The sequence below is a fragment of the Segetibacter sp. genome (genome assembly GCF_025963695.1).
Lineage (GTDB): Bacteria > Bacteroidota > Bacteroidia > Chitinophagales > Chitinophagaceae > Segetibacter.
Genome location: NZ_JAOQAH010000068.1, coordinates 127,394 through 148,652, shown reverse-complemented (window position 1 = coordinate 148,652; position 21,259 = coordinate 127,394). Strand labels below are relative to the sequence as shown.

General features: G+C 40.3%; 23 protein-coding genes. 17 read left to right on the top strand and 6 right to left on the bottom strand.

Going from position 1 to position 21,259, the window contains the following annotated elements; all coding sequences use genetic code 11:
- Nucleotides 1-77: 77 nt before the first annotated feature.
- Both JWR87_RS12305 and rocD read right to left on the bottom strand, forming a co-directional pair.
- Nucleotides 78-779: a VIT1/CCC1 transporter family protein gene (locus JWR87_RS12305; RefSeq protein WP_297820427.1), complete on the bottom strand. Its 702-nt coding sequence runs from the start codon at nt 777-779 to the stop codon at nt 78-80.
- Nucleotides 780-828: 49 nt separating this feature from the next.
- Nucleotides 829-2,061 carry an ornithine--oxo-acid transaminase gene (gene rocD, locus JWR87_RS12300; protein ID WP_297820424.1) on the bottom strand — a complete coding sequence of 411 codons (1,233 nt, stop codon included), beginning with the start codon at nt 2,059-2,061 and terminating at the stop codon, nt 829-831.
- 138 nt (nt 2,062-2,199) lie between these two features.
- Between rocD and rpmB the strand changes: the two genes are divergently transcribed.
- The 6 genes from rpmB (at nt 2,200) to JWR87_RS12270 (ending at nt 5,977) form a co-directional block, all read left to right on the top strand.
- Complete coding sequence (gene rpmB, locus JWR87_RS12295) at nt 2,200-2,436, top strand: 50S ribosomal protein L28 (RefSeq protein WP_297820421.1); 237 nt, start codon at nt 2,200-2,202, stop codon at nt 2,434-2,436.
- A 21-nt stretch (nt 2,437-2,457) separates the two neighbouring features.
- Nucleotides 2,458-2,640: a 50S ribosomal protein L33 gene (rpmG, locus tag JWR87_RS12290; RefSeq protein ID WP_297820418.1), complete on the top strand. Its 183-nt coding sequence runs from the start codon at nt 2,458-2,460 to the stop codon at nt 2,638-2,640.
- A gap of 74 nt (nt 2,641-2,714) precedes the next feature.
- The gene (locus JWR87_RS12285) at nt 2,715-2,888 is read left to right on the top strand and encodes a DUF4295 family protein (RefSeq protein ID WP_297820415.1); all 174 of its coding nucleotides are present in this window, start codon (nt 2,715-2,717) and stop codon (nt 2,886-2,888) included.
- A gap of 203 nt (nt 2,889-3,091) precedes the next feature.
- On the top strand, nt 3,092-4,054 hold the full coding sequence (gene ftsY, locus JWR87_RS12280; protein WP_297820412.1) for a signal recognition particle-docking protein FtsY: 963 nt from the start codon (nt 3,092-3,094) through the stop codon (nt 4,052-4,054).
- Between the two features lie 145 nt (nt 4,055-4,199).
- The gene (locus JWR87_RS12275) at nt 4,200-5,411 is read left to right on the top strand and encodes an MFS transporter (RefSeq protein WP_297820409.1); all 1,212 of its coding nucleotides are present in this window, start codon (nt 4,200-4,202) and stop codon (nt 5,409-5,411) included.
- A 248-nt stretch (nt 5,412-5,659) separates the two neighbouring features.
- Nucleotides 5,660-5,977, top strand: a complete 318-nt coding sequence (locus tag JWR87_RS12270; protein ID WP_297820407.1) for a hypothetical protein — start codon at nt 5,660-5,662, stop codon at nt 5,975-5,977.
- Nucleotides 5,978-6,040: 63 nt separating this feature from the next.
- On the opposite strand, the gene JWR87_RS12265 is transcribed toward JWR87_RS12270, so the two are convergent.
- Complete coding sequence (locus tag JWR87_RS12265) at nt 6,041-6,457, bottom strand: nucleoside-diphosphate kinase (RefSeq protein ID WP_297820404.1); 417 nt, start codon at nt 6,455-6,457, stop codon at nt 6,041-6,043.
- Between the two features lie 131 nt (nt 6,458-6,588).
- On the opposite strand from JWR87_RS12265, the gene JWR87_RS12260 reads away from it, so the two are divergent.
- Both JWR87_RS12260 and JWR87_RS12255 read left to right on the top strand, forming a co-directional pair.
- Entirely contained in the window at nt 6,589-7,596 is a 1,008-nt protein-coding gene (locus JWR87_RS12260) for a bifunctional oligoribonuclease/PAP phosphatase NrnA (RefSeq protein ID WP_297820402.1), read from the top strand.
- A 6-nt stretch (nt 7,597-7,602) separates the two neighbouring features.
- The gene (locus tag JWR87_RS12255; protein WP_297820400.1) at nt 7,603-8,619 is read left to right on the top strand and encodes an FKBP-type peptidyl-prolyl cis-trans isomerase; all 1,017 of its coding nucleotides are present in this window, start codon (nt 7,603-7,605) and stop codon (nt 8,617-8,619) included.
- A 248-nt stretch (nt 8,620-8,867) separates the two neighbouring features.
- On the opposite strand, the gene folP is transcribed toward JWR87_RS12255, so the two are convergent.
- The gene (folP, locus tag JWR87_RS12250; protein WP_297820398.1) at nt 8,868-9,698 is read right to left on the bottom strand and encodes a dihydropteroate synthase; all 831 of its coding nucleotides are present in this window, start codon (nt 9,696-9,698) and stop codon (nt 8,868-8,870) included.
- A 107-nt stretch (nt 9,699-9,805) separates the two neighbouring features.
- Here folP and JWR87_RS12245 point away from each other — a divergent pair, with 107 nt between their 5' ends.
- From JWR87_RS12245 to JWR87_RS12225, 5 genes are all read left to right on the top strand, one after another.
- Nucleotides 9,806-10,345 (top strand): DUF1599 domain-containing protein, encoded by a 540-nt coding sequence (locus tag JWR87_RS12245; protein ID WP_297820395.1) that lies wholly within the window; start codon nt 9,806-9,808, stop codon nt 10,343-10,345.
- 2 nt (nt 10,346-10,347) lie between these two features.
- Complete coding sequence (locus JWR87_RS12240) at nt 10,348-11,466, top strand: BT_3928 family protein (protein ID WP_297820393.1); 1,119 nt, start codon at nt 10,348-10,350, stop codon at nt 11,464-11,466.
- 199 nt (nt 11,467-11,665) lie between these two features.
- Nucleotides 11,666-12,712, top strand: a complete 1,047-nt coding sequence (locus JWR87_RS12235) for an ABC transporter permease (protein WP_297820390.1) — start codon at nt 11,666-11,668, stop codon at nt 12,710-12,712.
- Nucleotides 12,713-12,725: 13 nt separating this feature from the next.
- Nucleotides 12,726-13,547 (top strand): MOSC N-terminal beta barrel domain-containing protein, encoded by an 822-nt coding sequence (locus tag JWR87_RS12230; protein ID WP_297820387.1) that lies wholly within the window; start codon nt 12,726-12,728, stop codon nt 13,545-13,547.
- Nucleotides 13,548-13,640: 93 nt separating this feature from the next.
- Nucleotides 13,641-14,102, top strand: a complete 462-nt coding sequence (locus JWR87_RS12225) for a YqaE/Pmp3 family membrane protein (RefSeq protein ID WP_297820384.1) — start codon at nt 13,641-13,643, stop codon at nt 14,100-14,102.
- Nucleotides 14,103-14,535: 433 nt separating this feature from the next.
- Here the strand turns inward: JWR87_RS12225 and JWR87_RS12220 are convergent, their stop codons facing one another.
- The gene (locus JWR87_RS12220) at nt 14,536-15,849 is read right to left on the bottom strand and encodes a gluconate:H+ symporter (protein WP_297820381.1); all 1,314 of its coding nucleotides are present in this window, start codon (nt 15,847-15,849) and stop codon (nt 14,536-14,538) included.
- 170 nt (nt 15,850-16,019) lie between these two features.
- On the opposite strand from JWR87_RS12220, the gene JWR87_RS12215 reads away from it, so the two are divergent.
- Entirely contained in the window at nt 16,020-16,529 is a 510-nt protein-coding gene (locus tag JWR87_RS12215) for a GNAT family N-acetyltransferase (RefSeq protein WP_297820378.1), read from the top strand.
- A gap of 27 nt (nt 16,530-16,556) precedes the next feature.
- Nucleotides 16,557-17,321, top strand: a complete 765-nt coding sequence (locus JWR87_RS12210) for an SDR family oxidoreductase (RefSeq protein ID WP_297820375.1) — start codon at nt 16,557-16,559, stop codon at nt 17,319-17,321.
- Between the two features lie 331 nt (nt 17,322-17,652).
- Here the strand turns inward: JWR87_RS12210 and JWR87_RS12205 are convergent, their stop codons facing one another.
- A complete protein-coding gene (locus tag JWR87_RS12205; protein ID WP_297820373.1) occupies nt 17,653-17,934 on the bottom strand; it encodes a DUF721 domain-containing protein in 282 nt (93 codons plus the stop codon).
- 584 nt (nt 17,935-18,518) lie between these two features.
- Here JWR87_RS12205 and JWR87_RS12200 point away from each other — a divergent pair.
- On the top strand, nt 18,519-19,601 hold the full coding sequence (locus tag JWR87_RS12200; protein ID WP_297820371.1) for a glycoside hydrolase family 43 protein: 1,083 nt from the start codon (nt 18,519-18,521) through the stop codon (nt 19,599-19,601).
- Nucleotides 19,602-19,644: 43 nt separating this feature from the next.
- Nucleotides 19,645-21,132, top strand: a complete 1,488-nt coding sequence (locus JWR87_RS12195) for a family 43 glycosylhydrolase (RefSeq protein WP_297820368.1) — start codon at nt 19,645-19,647, stop codon at nt 21,130-21,132.
- The last annotated feature ends 127 nt before the right edge of the window (nt 21,133-21,259 follow it).

Genomic DNA, 21,259 nt, shown 5'->3' with positions numbered 1-21,259 from the left:
TATTTATGTGAGGTGTTATAAGTGAAGTCATTGTTGACTTAGGTCAAATAGTACGATGAAATGAGATTCGAAAGCAACTAATGGGCTTCAATTAATCTTGCAATACCAAATGCGGCACTTGCAGCCACAGCACCGATAAACATTACTTTTATGCCTCCCTGTAATGGAGACACTCCTGTCATTTTAGATTTATAATAGCCAAAAATAAACAAGCAGATAAGGGTGATAACAGCCGAAACTTTTAATCCCTGGAAAGTGTTATCAGTAAAAAAATAGGGTAGTAGAGGAACAAGGCCGCCGACAATATATGAGAACCCAATATTAAACGCACTTTTTCCGGCTCTTTTTTCGTCGGGTCGCTCAAGACCTAATTCATGCTTCATCATAAATCCTACCCACACATCTTTGTCTTTCGTAAGTTCCTGCACTGCTTTTTCCTGTACCTCTGTGCTAAGGCCAAGACCTTCAAAAAAGTCTCTTACTTCTTCTCTTTCTTTTTCAGGTAATCGCTCTACTTCATCGTATTCGCGTTTTAGTTCAGCGTTATAATGGTCAACTTCGGTTTGCCCGGCAAGGTAGCCTCCTAGGCCCATCGCAATTGAACCTGCTGCAACTTCTGCTAAACCGGCAATTACAATAAGGCCTGTATTGCTAATGGCACCGCTTAGTCCTGCAGCCAATGCAAACGGCACAGTTAATCCATCACTCATACCAATAACAATATCTCTTAAAAATCCGGAACTTTTAGAATGTTCTTCGTGCGAATGATGATCGTGCATGTAAGTGGGTTAGTACGCAATTTTAAAAAGGTGAACGAATTGGAGCTTTTTATTCAAGTATTTTTAATGACTGTTTTATAATTTGTACACAATCCAATATTTGCTCCTTTGTTATAATTAATGGTGGAGCAAACCGAATCTTGTCGCCATGAGTTGGTTTCGCCAATAAACCGTGTTTCATTAATTCCAAACACAAACACCAGGCTGCATTAGGGTCAGTATGATTAACTACTATCGCATTCAAAAGTCCTTTCCCACGCACAATTTGTAGAACGGGCGACTGCAGATTTTCTAATTCACTTCTTAAAAGCTGTCCCATCTCTTCAGCATTTTCGGCCATTTTTTCATCTTTTAATACCTGCAAAGCTTCCATTGCAACTGCACATGCTAATGGGTTTCCACCATAGGTTGATCCATGCTCTCCCGGTTTTAAGTTTAGCATAATCTCATCATCGGCCAGCACTGCAGAGACGGGCAATACACCACCACTCAAGGCTTTGCCAAGTATTAAGATATCAGGCCTTACATTTTCATGATCGCACGCAAGCATTTTTCCTGTGCGGCATAATCCTGTCTGAATTTCATCCGCAATAAACAGCACATTGTGCTCGTCACACAACTTCCGTACGCCTTTCAAATAACCATCGTCGGGTATTACAACACCGGCTTCTCCCTGTATAGGCTCTACCATAAAAGCCGCAGCGTTTTTATCTTGCAGTGCTCTTTCAAGCTGCGCCAAATTGTTGTAAGGAACCAGTTCAAAGCCGGGCATGTAGGGACCAAAGTTGGTGTAACTGTCCGGGTCGGTGGAGGAGGATATGGCTGCAAGTGTTCTTCCCCAAAAGTTATGTTCTGCAAAAATGATCTTTGCTTTGTTCTCAGCGATTCCCTTGTTTATATAACCCCATTTCCTTGCAAGCTTAATTGCAGTTTCACCACCTTCTACGCCGGTGTTCATCGGCAAGACCTTGTCATAACCGAAATATCCGGTTATGTACTTGCAGTATTCACCTAATAAGTTGTTATGAAATGCGCGGCTTGTAAGTGTTAGTTTTTGTGCTTGTTTTACCAGGGCTGCAATTATTCTTGGATGGCAATGTCCCTGGTTAACAGCAGAGTAGCCACTTAGAAAATCAAAGTATTGTTTTCCTTCAAGGTCCCATAAAAAAACACCCTGCCCTTTATTAAGTACAACGGGTAGAGGGTGGTAATTATGTGCACCATATTTTTCTTCGAGATCCAGAAACGTAGCAGTTTGAGAACCCGCAGTATTAATTGTCATAGCGGTTTAATTATTTGAAAATTGTCTATTGTAAAAGTTAATTTTAAGTCTGCGAGCTGTCTTTTTTAAAATAGACTCAATTTCTTTTGTTTCTTTTAATGAAATTAATGACATTTGCACTCCGAAAAAAAATAAATCATGGCGAGAGTATGTCAGGTAACCGGTAAAAAGCCGATCGTTGGAAATACTGTTTCTCACTCAAACATTAAGACCAAACGTCGTTTTCTACCTAATTTACAAACCAAGCGTTTCTATTTTGTAGAAGAAGATCGTTGGATCACTTTAAAGGTTTCTTCAGAAGCTATACGTACCATTAATAAAAATGGTCTTTCTTCTGTGTTAAAAGAAATGAAAGCGAACGGCGTAAAAATATAACAACCTTAAATTTTTTATATAATGGCAAAGAAAGGCAACAGGGTGCAGGTAATAATGGAATGCACTGAACATAAAAACAGTGGATTGCCAGGCACAAGCCGCTACATCTCTGAGAAGAATAAAAAGAACAGCCCCGAGCGTTTGGAGTTGAAGAAATTCAACCCGATCATGAAGAAAGTAACTGTACATAAAGAAATTAAATAACTGAGCGTTTTGAGTTTTGGGTTTTGAGTTTTTTTTAACTCAAAACCTAAAACTTCGGACACAAAACTTATAACATGGCAAAAGCAGCTAAAACAGCGATTAAGACTAAAGACCAAAAAGCAGCATCAGAAGCTAAAAACTGGAGCAAGGTTATTAAGGCTGTGCGCAGCCCTAAAACCGGTGCTTACACTTTTAAAGAAGCTATCGTACACAAGGATAAGGTTAAGGATTTTTTATCCAGCAAATAATTGTGCCTTACCTGGTTTAAAATAATTAAAGCTGTCCTTCCAGGGATGGCTTTTTGTATTTTACTTATTTATCTTGCAATCTTTATTATTATTTTTTTTGGATACCGGCAGTGTACCTGTTATAAATATCGTTGCGTCGCACACTTCAACTTACAGTAATTATATTCAGCGAGACCTGCCGCTAACCATAAACCAACTATAGCATGAACTTTTTTGGAAAATTATTCGGTAAGAAAGAAAAGGAGAGTCTTGACCAGGGTTTACAAAAAACCAAAGAAAATTTCTTCACCAAGATAACCAAAGCCATCGCCGGTAAAAGTACCGTGGATGAAGAAGTACTTGACCAGTTGGAGGAAGCACTTATTGGAGCAGACGTGGGGCTTGATACGACGATAGAAATAATAAAGCGGATAGAAGACCGTGTTGCGAGAGACAAATACGTAAATACGAGCGAATTAAATTCCATCCTACAGGACGAAATCCGCGAGATGCTTGTTGTTTCGCCCGAAAACAGTTACAAAGATTTTTCTACTCCTGCCGGTAAAAAGCCTTATGTTATTTTAGTTGTGGGCGTTAATGGTGTAGGTAAGACGACCACTATTGGTAAACTTGCTTACAACTTTTCAAAGGCTGGGAGAAATGTGTTGTTGGGTGCCGCCGATACCTTTAGAGCCGCCGCCGTTGATCAGCTTACTATTTGGAGCGAGAGAACAGGAGTGCCGATTGTAAAGCAGCCAATGGGAAGCGACCCCGGTGCAGTTGCCTTTGATACAGTGCAAAGCGGCTTAGCAAGAGGAAGTGATGTAATTATCATAGATACTGCCGGACGATTGCACAATAAGATTTACCTGATGGAAGAATTGGGAAAAATTAAACGTGTAATACAAAAGGTTATTCCGGATGCTCCACATGAGGTGCTATTGGTATTAGATGGATCAACCGGGCAAAACGCGGTTGAGCAAGCCAAACAATTTACTGCTGCTACCGATGTAACTGCCCTCGCCATAACAAAGCTTGATGGTACCGCAAAAGGCGGAGTTGTACTGGCTATCGCAAACCAGTTTAAGATTCCGGTTAAATTTATTGGTGTTGGCGAAAAAATGGAAGACTTATTAATTTTTGATAAGCATGAATTTGTAGACAGTCTGTTCAAATTGGAGGAATAGCCTAATCGGGAAATATTAGCTTTAAATGTAGCTACCAGTTGTAGCCCGATCTTTTATAACATAGCCTTGCCTTCAGCCTATAACCATCACATTCAGGCCTGCTTTTTTCGCTTTTTGAAAAAAGTATCAATAACTACTTCAACGGATGGAGCACGTAAAGGTTGGAATTCGTCAAAACCTGCAGCAGTTTATTTTACTTGTTACCATTACCGCCTTTATAGGGGGGATGGTTGGTATGGAAAGATCTCTTATTCCTCAACTTGCTGAAAAAATATTTCATATTGCTTCCAAAACTGCCATGTTTTCTTTCATTGTTGCCTTTGGAACCACGAAAGCAATTACAAACTACTACACAGGCTATTTTGCCAATAAGTTCGGACGTAAAAAGCTTCTTGTTATAGGTTGGTTATTTGCCTTGCCTATTCCGTGGATGCTAATGTACGCACCCAGTTGGAGTTGGATTATTGCTGCAAATATTTTACTTGGATTAAACCAGGGCCTGGCATGGTCAAGCACCATTGTAATGAAATTAGACTTGGCTGAAGACAAAGACAGAGGATTGGCAATGGGTTTAAACGAATTTGCAGGTTACTTCGCAGTTGGAATGGTAACCTTCCTTGTTGCTTACCTGGCTTCTACCTATGGCTTACGCCCATACCCGTTTTTTGTCGGAGTTGTTTTTTCAATAATTGGACTGGTGATGAGCATATTTTTCATAAAGGACACAAGAACTCACATGACGGCAGCCGCAGTTACTGCAGGAAGTGAAGGCGAATTGAAAAACGTTTTTTGGGGAACTACTCTATATAATAAAAACCTCAGTGCTGTTACCCAGGCTGGTTTAGCCAATAATCTAAATGATGGAATGCTGTGGGGACTGTATCCGTTATTACTACACGCCAAAGGATTTTCTGTAGCACAGGTAGGTTTAATAACGGCCATTTACCCCGCGTGCTGGGGAATTGGGCAGTTGTTTTCGGGGCGATTAGGAGATTATTTGCCTAAGAAGAAATTACTTTTTTCGGGTATGTTTTTACAGGCATTTACTTTATTGGCGTTATCAACAGCTTCTGCCTTCGAATTTTTTATTGTACTATCTGTCATTTTAGGCATTGGAAAAGCAATGGTATATCCCATTTTTCCTGCCGCAATCGCTGAAAACTCTCATCCTAAACAAAGAGCACAAAGCATAGGCATCTTTCGCCTTTGGCGGGATTTAGGGTATCCCATCGGTGCTATTTTAACCGGCGTTTTAGCCGATGTGTTTAGTTTACAAATTGCAATCATTATAGTAGGATCTATTACATTGGCTTCGGCTTTTGTAATTCAAACCCGCATGCGTGCCTCGAGACAATAATCTTACTTATTTCAATAAAGTTTCCGTTTCTAACATCGCTGTTTAATCTCATAGTAAAGCTCGGACTGGTGGTTTAACTGAGTATGCATTTTATTAAGGTGACAATTGTAGCTTTTGAAGCTGACGGTACAATTGAAAAACCAAAGGTTCAACGGAGCGTCGCAAGAATGCCGCTATAAAATACCAGTGCCCGTATCAAAAAAATACAACCTGTTTCGTTGCACATACTTACATTTGAAAAAAAAGCTATGGACTTTGGAAACTGGAAGGTTACAGACAGCAATATAGAATGGAAGGGCGGCGGAATTAACAAGTTCTCGGTGCCGCTAAACGAACTGAATGCCACAAGACAAGACGCTACAGATAACACTGTTTTTTACGATTGGATCTTGCGTGCTACTACTGAGGACTGGCTAACCCAAAATGATCTGTTCGACCTGAATTATGCTTTCGTTTATGGAATTGCAAAAGCCGGCTTAGATTTTAGTTTTGAAGTTTTTGATGCAACGCTTGAGGAGCAATTCGACCAATTCGATATGGAAGATAATGAGGACTTTGAACTATAGGAAATTCGTAAAATAAAAACAGCCCGACGAAATCAGGCTGTTTTTAAAGATATTTTTGAGGGATTAAAATCTTTCGAAAAAGTTGAAAAAGAAGTTTCCTTCAATTTCTGCATTCTCATCACTGTCACTTCCGTGAACTGCATTCTCACCTACTGATGCTGCAAAGTTTTTGCGGATAGTTCCTTCTTCGGCTTGCGCAGGATTAGTTGCTCCAATTAATTTGCGAAAGTCTGCCACAGCATTGTCTTTTTCAAGAATTGCTGCTGCTATAGGACCACTGCTCATAAAATCTACTAACTCTCCGTAGAAAGGTCTTTCTTTATGTACTGCATAAAATTCACCTGCTTTTTCGGTTGAAAGTTTGGTCCACTTCAATGCCTTAACGGTAAATCCGGCTTTAATTATCTGGTCCAAAATGGCACCTGTATGTCCTTTTGAGGTGGCATCAGGCTTAATCATTGTAAAAGTTCTGTTTGTCATAACCTATTTCTATTTGCTGCGCAAAAGTGGGGTGAATAGGTTGAAAAGCCTAATATTTATAGTGGTTTTTGTTAAGAGTGTAAAATTATTTTGACGTTGTTAAGCAAATAATACAATTTTGCCGCCTTTCTATGCAATCTATACACGCCTTTTACCCTCAACTAACCGACCCTAAAAAGGTGATTATAACTACTCACCAGAAACCTGACGGCGATGCTATGGGTTCTTCATTAGGCTTATATCATTTCTTAACTAGTCTTGGTCATTCAGTAACGGTTGTTTCTCCTACCAATTGGGCAAGTTTTTTAAAATGGATGCCGGGTGTAGCAAATGTTGTTGACTTTGAGGCTTCAAAAGAAGTGGCCATAGCCTTGATCAAGGAAGCTGAGTTGCTTTTTTGCCTCGACTTCAATGTGTTGCATAGAACCAAAAATTTGGAACCTCTTTTGGCAGAACTCAACTGCACCAAAGTTTTAATTGATCATCATCAACAACCCCAGGAAGATTATTTTACTTACGGTGTAAGCAATACGGCTAAAAGCAGTACTTGTGAAATGGTGTTTGACTTTATTGTTGGGAGTGGTTTTGGCGATAAGATAAATACACAAATTGCACAGTGTTTATATACTGGTGTCATGACTGACACAGGTTCTTTCAGGTTTCCGTCTACGACCGGGGATGTTCATAGAATGGTTGCTCGTTTAAAAGATACCGGCTTTAATCATACCATTGTACACGAAAATATACACGACAGTTTTCTTGAAAACAGGGTGCGCTTTATTGGTTATGCTTTACTAAACCGCATGGAAGTGCTGTATGAATACAACACTGCGATTATGTCCGTTTCAAAAAATGACCTTTTGCGTTTTCGTATTAAAACCGGCGATACTGAGGGATTGGTAAACCAGTTGTTAACCATTCAGGGCATAAAGCTGGGAGCACTGGTTATAGACCGCGACGAAGAGCGCAAATGGAGCTTTAGAAGTAAAGGTGATTTTGATGTGAATACCTTTGCCCGTACGCATTTTGAGGGTGGAGGACATTTTAACGCTGCAGGTGGTCGAACCGACGAATCGCTTGATGCTACTGTCTGGAAATTTAAAAAGGTTTTAAAACAATATCAGGAACAATTACAATAATTATAAATGAAACAAATGTTAGCGCTTGCAGCGCTTGCCGTAGCAATGGCATCGTGCAACACAAATTATGAGAAGACCAAGTCTGGTCTAACTTATAAGATTTTTAAAGGTAAAGGTGGTGGTACACCTTTAAAAGCTGGAATGTTTGCAAAGTTGAACATCGAGTATCTTTTAAGTCCAAAGGATACTATTCTAAATAGCACTTATGGAAAAGTTCCTCTTTTTACAGCCGTTGATACCAGTGCAAAAACCGATTACTCTTTTATGGAGTTGTTGCCAAAGGTTAGACAAGGCGACAGTGTTATTTTCACAATCAGTGTAGATAGCTTAAAATCAAAAGGAGCCATTCCTGACTACAATGAAATGTTTAAAAGGGGCGATCAGATTAAATGCAAAATGAGCATTCTGAAAACATTTGCGAACGAGAATGATATTAAAGCTGACTATGAAAAGGAAATGGCTGGTGAGAAAGACCGTGAAGTAAAAGATATCAAAGATTACCTTTCTAAACAAGGCATTAAAGCTGAGCAAACTAAGAACGGTGCTTTTGTGCAAATAGAAAATGCCGGAGATGCTCAAAAAGCACAGCCGGGCAAAGTAGCTTCTATTATGTACAAAGGGTATTTTCTTAACGACACGAAAAAGGTTTTCGATACCAATATGGATCCATCAAAAGGACACACCGACCCCATTGATGTTCCTGTTGGACAGGGTCAGGTAATTCCAGGATGGGAAGAAGCGTTGCCTTTATTCGGTAAAGGTGGTAAAGGAAAAATATTTGTGCCTGCTATGTTAGCTTATGGCCCGCAAGGAAGCCAGGGTGCAATTCCCCCGTATGCCAACCTGATTTTTGATATCGAGGTAAGAGATGTAAAAGATGCACCTAAGCAGACAGCTCCAACAGGTCAACCGGGTGGAATGAATAATCTTACTCCTGAGCAAATTCAGCAATTACAGCAGCAGATGCAGCAGCAGCAAGGAGGTCAGCAACAAGACCCACGTCAGCAGCAAGCTCCAAAATAGTTTTATCAATATGTGAAAATTAAAAAAGCTCCTTTTCAGGGGCTTTTTTCGTTACCTCATCCTGGTTCCTTCTCCTTAAGGAGAAGGATGCCTATGTGAAGCAGCTTTGCTAATTCTCCAATTTCAATTGTAATCAAATGCTGTACTTTTTTGTTACCAGCTATAGATACTTTGAGAATCATTGTTGCGTCGCACACTTCAGCTTGTAACACTTTTATTTAGCCTCTCATTGCCTCAACTACTATTTACTACCCAACCTGTAATTCCCTGGTCAACTTAACTGCCTCCACCGCTTCCTTTACATCATGAACCCTTAATATACTTGCACCATGTTGTAATGCAATCGTATTTAATACAGTTGTTCCGTTTAAAGCTTCTTCGGGTGAAGTTCCTAATGTTTTATAAATAGTTGCCTTTCGTGAAAGACCAACTAGTAGAGGCTTTTCCAGTATTTTAAAAATTGACAAGTTTTTCAATAAAGTAAAATTGTGCGCTATTGTTTTTGCAAATCCAAAACCAACATCCACAATTACATCCTTTATTCCGGCCTCCCGGCATTCTTCTACTTTTTTAATAAAAAAGTCAAGCACTTCCAGTGTTACATCTTCATAATGCGCAAAGTCGTTCATTGTTTTAGGTGTTCCTTTCATATGCATTGCTATGTAGGGAACATTTAATGCTGCTACCGTTGGTATCATTTGATTGTCCAAAGTACCACTGCTGATATCATTTACCATGCAAGCACCTGCAGACACTGCTTCTAATGCAACCCTGGAATAATAAGTATCAATTGATATAGTGCTTTCGGGGAGGCGCATTTTTATTGCTTCTATTGCCGGAATAACGCGGGCTAATTCTCCTTCCATGCCAATGTCTTCACTTCCCGGGCGTGTGCTTTGTCCGCCAATATCTAAAATAGCCGCTCCTTCACCAATCATTTTTTCTGCCTGTCGTAATACCTCATCTACTACAGTCTTCCTGCTGCCGCTATAAAAAGAGTCAGGTGTAACGTTTATAATGCCCATCACAATTGGCTGATCAATTACCAACATTCTGCCTTTACAATTGAGCGTAAACATTCGGTCGTTTCCTTTATTTTTGGCGAAGGTAGAAGAAAGTTTATCGTTTCAGGTTTAACGCCATAATCATACTTCGAACCCAAAACATCTAACTCAAAACTCAAAACTTGACTATTAATCAATATGACCAGTCGGTAAATAATTGCCGGGAGATCTTTATTAAAAAAGCCCACGATTACGGAACCTCCTGGCGGGTTTTAAGAATGATCTCCATCGTTGACCAGATCTTTATCAAAGCGCTGCGAATAAGAACGATACAGGAACTGAAACATCAACGAATTGCCGATGACATTGCAGGAGAGTTTAAAGGGATTGTAAATTACGCGGTGATTGCTTTAATACAAATTGATAAAGCTACATACATCGTTGAAGAACTTCCGGTTGATGAAGCGGCAAAGTTATATGATGAGAAAATCGGCATTACGAGGAGCCTAATGGAAGATAAAAATCACGATTATGGTGAAGCATGGAGAGATATGAGCCAGGAAAGCTTCGTCGATTTAATATTAGTGAAGCTATTGCGTATCAAACAAATTCTTGCCAATGATGGTAGAACGCTCATCAGCGAAGGCATCGATGCAAATTTTGCAGACATCATCAACTATTCCATTTTTGCATTGATACTAATTGCTGAAGGAAAACATTAAATATGAAGATTGTAATTTCCATTATCAGAATTGTTGTAGGGGTTTTGTTTATTTTCTCCGGGCTTATTAAAGCAAATGATCCTACCGGTTTAAGCTACAAAATGCAGGAGTTTTTTGAAGTGTGGGGCCTGCACTTTTTAAACGATTATACACTTGCTTTTGCACTCATCATGAATGCTTTCGAAATTGTCGCCGGTGTAGCAGTGCTATTAGGTTGGCGAATGAAAACGTTTAGCTGGCTCTTATTGTTACTAATTATCTTTTTTACTTTCTTAACCGGTTACGCCCTTTTTTCGGGTAAGATAAAAACCTGCGGTTGCTTTGGGGATTGTATTCCGCTTACAGCAAAACAATCGTTTATAAAGGACCTGATTTTGCTATTGCTGATCGTAGTTATTTTTATAGCCCGCCATGCGATAACCCCTCTCTTTAAAAATGTAGTCAGCACCTCCATCGTTGCCCTTACCATTCTCTTCTGCATCATTTCACAATGGTATGTGCTTAAACATTTACCTGTAGTTGATTGCCTCGCGTACAAAACAGGAAATGATATTATTGAGAAGATGAAAATACCGGAAGGAGCCGTGAGTGATAGTTTTGCTATAAAGTTTAAATATAGAAAAGCCGGTAAGGAAGTGGTGTTTGATAGTGACCACTTTCCTGATGACTTTGATGAAAATACGTACACGTTTGTCGATCGGGTGCAGGAACTAATAAGGCCGGGAACTGCTACAGCACCAATCAATGATTTTATATTATATGGCGACAGCGGTGAAGATACAACCCTTGCTATTTTAAACCAGCCTGGTTATTATGTTATGTTGTTCACCAAAGATGCGAACCAGGCGGAAACCGGTTGGACCAAAAATGCCGCATCCGTTGCTGCTGCATGTTTTGAAAAGAAAATTCCTTTTTTTATTGTTACGGCCACAACTGAGGCTGCAAGAAATCAACTACCTAACGTGCAAAATGTGCAATACTTGAAATGTGACGCCACCGTAATTAAAACCGCCGGAAGAGTAAATCCAACTTATTTCATAATGAAGCAAGCTACGGTTCAAGGAAAGTATGCAAATGTTGATTATGAAAAAGCTATTAAGCTGATAGCTGCAAGCCAATAGTTCAAGCTGCAAGCCGTTAGCCTCATGCTTAACCTCAACTTTTTATCTTTCTCCGAAAGATGAAAAAATGATTTTTTAAGCATTGAAATGTGGAACCTCTAAAACATAACAAAGGCTTGCAGCTGGCAACTGAAAGCTACTTTTAAATTAAAACATAACACAAAAGCTTGTAGCATACCGCTTGAAGCTTACAATGAATATGCTTTCGTACTTAATCAAGAAATTATTATATGGCCTGCTGGTATTGTTTGGCGTGGTCATATTGGTTTTCTTTTTGTTCCAGGGATTTGGAGACCCGGCAAGATTGATTGTTGGTCAAACGGGTGACAGTGCCACGATGAATAATATTAGAAAAGATCTCTACCTCGACCAGCCTAAATGGAAGCAGTTTGCACTTTATCTCAATGATGTCTCTCCACTTAGCCTACATACAAAGCAGGACATTGACAATAAAAAGCTGAAAGGAATATTTATAGGAGGGGATACCAGGATTGGAATAAAAATGCCCTATCTCAGGCGATCTTACCAAAGTAAAAGGGATGTGTCACAAGTATTGTTTGACGCATTACCAGGTACGATACTGCTTGCTTTCTCCGCCATGTTAATTGCAACAATCGTAGGCATTTTGCTCGGCGTGCTGGCCGCCGTGAAGCAAAATACATGGTGGGATACTTCTGCAATTTTTGCCAGCGTATTAGGCATTTCAGCACCTTCTTTTTTTATGGGCATTGTTATCGCATATGTATTTGGCTTTCTCCTTACCCATTATACCGGTCTTAACATGACTGGTAGCCTATATAATATTGACCCTTTTGAAGGACGGCAAATGCAGTTGCAGAATCTTATTTTGCCTGCTATAACCTTAGGTATAAGACCGCTGGCAATTATAACTCAGCTTACAAGAAGTGCAATGCTGGATGTGCTAGACCAGGACTATATAAGGACCGCCTATGCAAAGGGATTAAGCAGGAGGGCCGTAATATTCAAACATGCTTTACGAAATGCCTTAAATCCTGTTATCACTGCCATAACAGGTTGGTTTGCTGAATTACTTGCCGGGGCTTTTTTTGTAGAATATATTTTTGGATGGAAAGGGATCGGAAAAATTACGGTTGATGCGTTGGAGAAATTGGATTTTCCGGTAGTAATGGGAAGCGTTTTGGTTACAGCCACTTTCTTTATTGCCATCAACCTTTTAGCCGATTTGCTTTATGCAATTATAGATCCCAGAATCGGGACGAAATAAATTGAAAGTATTTATGCACAAATTATGTCTACAGGATATTTACGTTTACCCAATAAAGTCATTAGGGGGAATTGTGGTGCAGCAGGCAGAAGTACAGCCGACAGGCCTTCAGTACGATCGAAGATGGATGCTTACCGACCAGGACGGACACTTCTTATCTCAACGAACTTTTCCGGGGATGGCAATGCTTCAAGTAAGCTTCGTTGAAGACGGATTATTAATTACTCACAAAAATGAAACACTTCAACCACTTATCATTCCCTTTACACTAAGTACAGGAAGGGAAGTAACAGTTACAATTTGGGATGATGTATGTACGGCTTTAGAAGTCAGCGCTGAGGCAGACGCGTGGTTCACACAAGCTTTAGGTATGAAAGCCAAATTGGTTTACATGCCAGAAACTACCCGGCGCCTCGTTGACAATAATTATGCTTCAGATAGCGAGCTGGTAAGTTTTGCTGATGGTTATCCGATCTTAATAATTGGGCAATCTTCATTGAATGATCTTAATAGCCGGTTAGAAACTCCTGTTCCTATGAACCGCTTCAGACCTAACTTGGTTTTTAGGGGCGGGATGCCTTTTTGTGAAGATACTTTTAAAGAATTTCGAATTGGAGAGGTTGCTTTCCATGCGGTTAAGGCATGCGGGCGGTGCGTTATGACAACCATAAACCAGGAAGATGGGATAAAAGGACAGGAGCCTCTAAGAACACTTGCTACTTACCGAACGCACAAAACTAAAGTGCTGTTTGGGCAAAATGTACTTTATAGTAATTTGGGTATCATTAAAACGGGCGATAACCTTCAAATTTTATCTGCTTCTAACAAAAGTTAAGATATTTTTGCCCGCATTCTTTAACAACACATTAAAGAATTGGCATAGTTGTTTTGTAAGAATAAAAAGTGTACGTATAAAACTAGAAACATTATGAGAAAAACAATTTTACTCTTCTCTTTTCCTCTTTTATTAGCATTGCCCTCTATGACTTCTGTGGCTGCTACAACTTCAAAAGTTATAACAGAGGCTGCTTCTGCTGTTAGTCCCGAACCTGCTATAGGTAGTATACAGGAGGGGTTAAAAGAGTTTAACAGCCTTTCAAGGCGTGAAAAGAAAAGCCGGTTTAAAGAGATGAAGAAAGCGATAAAGGAATTTAAGGAACAAAAAAAGGCGGGAAGCGACGTTAGTACTAACACGTTGTTACTTGTACTGCTTGCACTATTTATTCCGCCATTAGCAGTGTATTTACATGAAGGTGAAACGAATAACAGGTTTTGGATTTCGGTATTGCTGACAATACTTGGACTCGTGCTATTCAACTTCGGTGGAATATTGTTTTTAGGAACGTTGCCTGCTATTGTTTACGCTCTTATAGTTATCTTAGGAAGTTAATAGATCTCTCAAAATTATCTAAATAAAAAAAAGAACCTCCAATCTAGGAGGTTCTTTTATATAAGACTATTCTTTCTTACATGATCAAACCAATTACAACAAGTCCATTGCCTTAGCGAAATAAGTAAAATTAAATGGAAGCACTACCCAAAAGAACTTTGGCGCAAATAGACAGAATAGAACCAATATTATAATTGAAATCAAGAAATACATCCAATATTTTCCGGTAGATTTTGTTGTTTCCATTTGTTATAAGTTTTGCCAAAATTAAGGGGCGATATATTACTGACCAATATTTTGTCAACTATACTTTTCTGTAAGAGAATTGTGAAAAGTATAAAGCCCGGGTCCAGCATAGAGTTTTATTTTTTAAGATGCTTCCCACTTCTGCCACAAATTATGCAGCGAAAGCAACTTTTAAGCAACTCAGGCACTATACTATAAGGTTTAATAGCATTACACCAATTAACCCCACTATTGCTATAATTGTCTCCATCATTGTCCAGGAGCGTAAAGTATCTTTAATGCTAAGGTTGAAGTATTCTTTGAATAACCAAAAACCCGAATCATTTACATGTGAACAGGCCAGGCTACCCGCACCAATCGAAAGCACCATCAAATTAGGATTTACATGAGACTGTGCAATTACCGGAGCAAGGATACCGGCGGTAGTTAAACCTGCAACAGTAGCTGAACCTACACAGATCCTTATGATCGCTGCAATGAGCCAGGCAAGAATAAGCGGGTGAATACTGATGTTATTTAGTTGCCCTGCAATTTGTTGGCTTATTCCACTATCGGTAAGCACTTGTTTCAAGCCGCCTGCAGCGCCAATAATAAGTAATATACCTGCAACGTCTTTTACAGAGTCTGCGTAGGTGGCCATCAGGTCTTTTATCTTTTTACCTTGCTGTATGCCTATTTTATAAGTTGCATATACAAGAGCCAGCAGCATTACCGTTCCAGGTTCAGAAATGAATGCAAAGATTTGCTGAAGCTGAGGTGGCAATGCAATCAGGTGCGGAATAAGTGTTGTTACCATTAACAAAATAACCGGTAACAGAGCAGAAACAAAGCTGTTGGCAGTGCTGGGAAGTTGGTCATCAGTAAGCGTATGAGGCTGAAAAGTCGATAACGGAACTGAGTGAATATTTTTTAATGCTTTTGAATAAATGGGGCCGGCTATTACAATAGCGGGTACCGATAGAATCAATCCATATAAAAGGGTTAATCCCATGTTGGCGTTAAACTGAACTACAAGCGCAGTGGGCGAGGGGTGAGGCGGTAAAAATCCGAAAGTGACCGATAAGGCTGCCAGCATGGGTAAGCCGATGTATACCGCGGGCAGCTTGTATTGATAAACAACCGAAAAAATCAACGGTACAACCAAAACAAAACCAACTCCGTAAAAAAGCGGAATGCCTATTATAAACCCTGTTACAACCAGTGCCCACTGTATATATTTTGTTCCGAACGCCTTCATCATCACTGCTGCAATTTTCTGTGCAGCTCCGCTGTCTGCCACAAGTTTTCCAAGCATTGCCCCCAATACAATAATGATTACCAGTGAGCCAAGTGTATCACCAATGCCTTTTTGAACAGAGCCCATTATTTTATTGAAAGGAATACCGAGCAGCAGACCGGCAGTTATTGAAACAACTAAAAAAGCAAGAAACGGATGGATTTTCCCCCACGAGATTAGTAAAATAAGACCGACAATGCAAAAGAAGATAATGATGAATGACATGCGTTAGTTTGGAACCGAAAGATAAATGTTGTTTTGGATATGAGATAAAAAAAGAAGCGGGATTGATGTATTATAAAGGATAGGAGGAAATGAAACTATTTCTTCCTATCCTTTATAATCTCTTAATCTTCGTTCTTTCTTTTGATATTGCTTTGTAAAAAAATGAACCGATGCAGATAATAGGAGCTTCGATTGATGACGTGCCTGCAATTTGTTCTCTGGTAAACAGCGCTTATAGGGGCGATACTTCGCGCAGAGGATGGACAACGGAAGCCGATTTATTGGATGGGATTCGTATAGATGAAGAGATGCTACGGGAGTATTTAGGAGACGGTAATTCAATAATTTTAAAGTGTGCAAATGATAATCAAGAGATCATTGGTAGCGTATACCTGAAAAAGAAACAGGATCAACTATATCTGGGGATGTTGACCGTTTCGCCGGAATTGCAAGCTAAAGGAATAGGTAAATTGCTGCTGAAAGCATCTGAAGAACAGGCAAAGGACATGGGATGCAAAAGCATAGTAATGACAGTTATTACCACCCGTACGGAATTAATAGCTTGGTATAAAAGACATGGTTATTATGAAACAGGCGAAAGGCAGCCGTTTCCTGCAAGCGAACGATTTGGCAAGCCTAAGATGCACTTGGAATTTCTGGTAATGGAAAAAAGCTTGTAGTTACAGGTAATTGATAGCAACAAAACTATGATTGACTTTACAGATAAAAATGTTCTCATAACGGGCGGCTCTCGTGGAATAGGGAGAGCTTGTGCTAAACTGTTTTCTGACCTTAATGCGAATGTCATTTTTACTTATAACTTAAATAAGGACGAAGCGCAAAACACACTTGACATGTTGAACCCGAAGCAGAACAACAGCATGTATCAACTGGATATATCGAAGCCCGAAGAAATAGAGCGATTTTTTGTGGCGGTAGTTGAAAAATATAAACGAGTAGACGTTTTGGTTAATAATGCGGGGATTTATATTGAGCATAAAATAAATGAAATCTCGTATGGTCAATGGCAACAAAGCTGGACAGAAACGCTTACTACTAACTTAATCGGTGTTAGCAATCTCTGTTATTTTGCAGGGCGACACATGAGCGAACGAAAGCAAGGTAAAATTGTAAATATTTCTTCACGCGGTGCCTTTAGAGGCGAACCTGATCATCCTGCTTATGCTGCAAGCAAGGCAGGTCTCAATGCAATGAGCCAGTCGCTGGCAGTAGCGCTTGGAAAGCATGGCGTAATTGTAGGTGTTATCGCTCCTGGTTTTGTAGAAACAGATATGGCCGCTCCTTACCTCAATAGCGACGCCGGTGAGTTGGTTAAGAAACAAAGTCCGCTTAACCGTGTGGCGACACCTGAAGAAGTAGCCAGAGTTGTAGCTGTTTTTGCCAGCGAAGGTTTAGCATTTATGACGGGCGGAATTGTAGATTTGAACGGAGCTTCTTATTTGAGGAGCTAGGCCTGTTGCCCGTCACCCGTTTAAAGTTTCGTGTTTCAAGTTACCTTAACTTGACGCCGTTATTTTATGAAGCCAGCGGTTGTTCCTTATAGCATCATTGTTGCGACGCTCCCTTGAACCGCCGTAACTCTTTGCAGCAACTTCTGCTGTCCTGGTCATTCATCATTCAAAGTCGTTTACTTTAGTAGTTATAAGTTTTCCCGCCCCAACGGAAGGTAATGCACGCAAAGGCGCAAAAAAGAAGAAAACCAGCTTTGTGTCTTTGCTCCTTTGTTTTCTTTACGTGAAACTTCTTAACGAAGCGAAATGGTCATCCAACATCTGTCAACCCTTACTGTATAACGACTTCTTTTATCACCTTTTCGCCTAAGGCTTCATTCACTCTTTCAATAATTTTTTCTTTCTGATACATCAGTTCCTGTCTCAGCGGGCCGACATTGGTACGAATGAAAAGGGTGTGATTGATGATTTGAATTTTGTCAGTGTATTTAGCAATGGTTTTACCCATCATATCTTCCCAGATCTGTTCGATTTGAAGGGCTTGTATACCGCTGTTTAAACGGCTTTTTTTAAGAAAAGCTTTTATTGCATCGCCGATTGAAATTTCAGACATAAGTAAAGGTAAAATCAAAACTAGCTAACTGGTAAATTGTGGATAATGAAACAGCGTTGGTAATATGCCCGCTAAATAACAGGCGATGTAAACTGCTTCAACCACTCCTTTGCTTCTTTATCATGCCTGGAGTGTCTCATTGAAATCTTATAGTTCACGGACAATAATCTGCATATCAGCATTGATAAATGAATTAACACCAGCAAACGGCGCTATTTAGATAATAATACAAACAGGCTGAGAAGATGCCTGGCGTACCTACAATTAATCCTGCTTTTATTATTTTGGCAGGTAACTGGTTCGTGAAGTTTTGGTGCAGCGCAAATACAAATACCAGCACGCCAGGCTTAATATAGGTAAGCGTCGAGCAACCTAAAAGTGCTGCCACGACGGGTGTTAATATGTCTTACATATTTAAATCAGTTCTTATGCCGGTAGCGCTGATAGTTATAAAAAGGCGGGTTTAATAAGCTGAATAAAGAAGAGACGGTTGCAGGGTGTGACACAACAATGTAGAAAAAAGGGCTAATGCCGGCCTAAAAAAAATCAAAAGCGGTTATTACGGTATCATTATTTTTGACACAATGATTATTGCCTCTAAAAGAAATTATTCTACCAATTTGTCCATAGCTTTTATGGCTTTGATGCTGGCCTCTTGTAGCGTTTTTAAAGCGACACAAAGTTCACATGAAACTTTTACCAACCCGCTCTTGCCCCGCGGTGCTGACCCCTGGAACATTTACAAGGATGGCTATTATTATTATACCCAAACAATGGGTAACCGAATAGAGATTTGGAAAACAAAAAATATTTCGGAATTAAATACCGCTCCTCATAAAACGGTGTGGACTCCGCCACCTGGAACGGCATGGTCCAAAAATCTCTGGGCGCCTGAAATTCATTTTATTGATAACAAATGGTATGTATATTTTGCAGCCGACAACGGCAGAAACGTTAATCACAGGTTGTACGTTATTGAAAATAGTTCAAAGGATCCGCTGGAGGGCGAGTGGACTTTTAAGGGAAAGATTTCTGACAGTACGGACCGGTGGGCGATTGACGGCTCTGTGTTTGAGTATAAAAAACAATGGTACATGACGTGGGCCGGGTGGGAGGCGCACAAGAACGGCTCGCAGGATATTTACATAGCTAAAATGTCGAACCCCTGGACAATAGACGGCAAACGGTTTCGTATTTCTGCACCCACTTTCGACTGGGAGAAATATGGCGATCTTATAGCAGACTCAGCATCAGATAATCCTGCACATGTGGATGTAAATGAAGGACCGGAAATATTGAAGCATAAAGACAAACTTTTTTTGGTCTATTCGGCCAGTGCATGCTGGACGGACTACTATGGACTCGGTATGTTAACTTTTACAGGAAAAGGGGATAATTTGCTCGATTCCGCTTCATGGGTGAAATCGCCGGCTTCGGTCTTTAAACAATCATCGCTAAACAGTGTGTATGCCCCGGGACACAATTCTTTCTTTAAGTCGCCGAATGGCAAAGAAGATTGGATTTTATATCATGCTAACCGCGCTCCCAACATGGGTTGTGGCGGAAACCGGTCGCCACGGGCACAAAAATTTACCTGGAAAAAAGATGGAACACCTGATTTTGGAGAACCTGTTAAAGAAGGGGTTCCGATACGGGCTCCACAGTAGTATAGATAACAATAGCCTGAAAAATTGAAGTAAAAAGCCAACTATGAAAAAAGTAAAAAGTCTGATCGTGTCCCTTACAGCAGTATTTGCGTGCTTTTTTGCGTCTTCGCAAAGATTAATTCTGCCCGGCGATTACCCTGATCCTTCTATCATAAAGATTGGAGACAGCTATTGGGCGAGCGCCACTACCTCTAACTGGATGCCCGCGTACCCCATACTAAAATCTGCTGATATGGTGCATTGGACAACGGAAGGATATATTTTTAATAAGCTTCCTGATTGGGCCGATTATTACTTCTGGGCTCCCGAGATAACATACGAAAACGGTAAGGTGTATGTCTATTATTCGGCGCATAAAAAGGGCGGCAACTTGTGTCTTGGCATTGCAACGGCCGATAAACCAGAAGGTCCGTACAAAGATCTTGGACCAATGATGTGCGAGGAAGCCGGCTCGATAGATGCATTTCCTATGCGTGATGAGAATGGGAAGTTGTACCTGATCTGGAAAGAAGATGGCAATAGTATAAAGCAACCGACACCTATCTGGGCAATGGAAATGAAGGAAGATAGAACAGGTTTAATTGGCGAAAAGCATGAATTATTCAGAAATAAAGTTGCCTGGGAAGAAAATCTTGTAGAAGGTGTTTCAATGATGAAACATGGCGGATATTACTATGCATTTTATGCCGCTGCCGGCTGTTGCGGCGTTGGTTGTAACTATATTGTCGGTATTGCAAGGTCAAAAAATTTGTTAGGGCCATGGGAAAAAGACCCTGCTAATCCTGTTTTGAAAAATAATGAGCAATGGATTTGCCCCGGCCATGGAACCCCGATTGAAAAAGACGGTCGATATTACTTCTTACACCATGCGTACGACAAAAAAACAAATGCATTTACAGGACGTCAAGGGGTGCTAAGTGAGTTTAAATTTACGCCTGATGGATGGGTGAAGTTTGTGAACATTCCTGAGCCTTTTGCTACACCCGCCCCTGTTGCCGACGACTTCAACAATCGTAAATTGTCAGTAAACTGGCAATGGAGCGTTTTTCAAAAAGAAATAAAATATAAGCTCAGGAAGGGCCATCTCGAATTGAAAGGGTCCAATGTTTCAGCGGGCGCATTTATGGGGCAAAAAATTCTTACCGGCGATTTTACCGCTAGAGTTGATTTGCTTAAAAAAGGAACAAAACCGAGTGCAGGCATAGCTGCCATAGGCGATGATAAAAATACACTCAGCCTTTTGTACTCCGGCGACTCAGTGAGGTTGATAAAATTAAAGGACGACACAGCAACGGTATTGGCTTCCTTGCCACTTACTGCAAAGCAAGCGGTAAACTTTAAAATGCAGGCCACCGGTGGTCGCTATTATACTTTCTCCGTGGCCGCAGATAACGGCTCATTTACCCCTGTCAACACTAAGCCAATCGACGGTCTCTTTCTTCCACCGTGGGATAGAGCTGTGCGTGCCGGCGTTGTATCAAAAGGCAATGGCAAAGCGAAGTTTGCCTCTTTCCAGATGGCGGGTGACTAGCGTAGCTCAGGAGGCTGTAAGTTTGTGAGCTTTTTTTATGGGACTGGCTTTTGTGCTACTATTAATCATTGTTGCGTCGCACCCTTGTACTTTTAAATCTATTTCAACGGTGCATATCAGCAGTGGG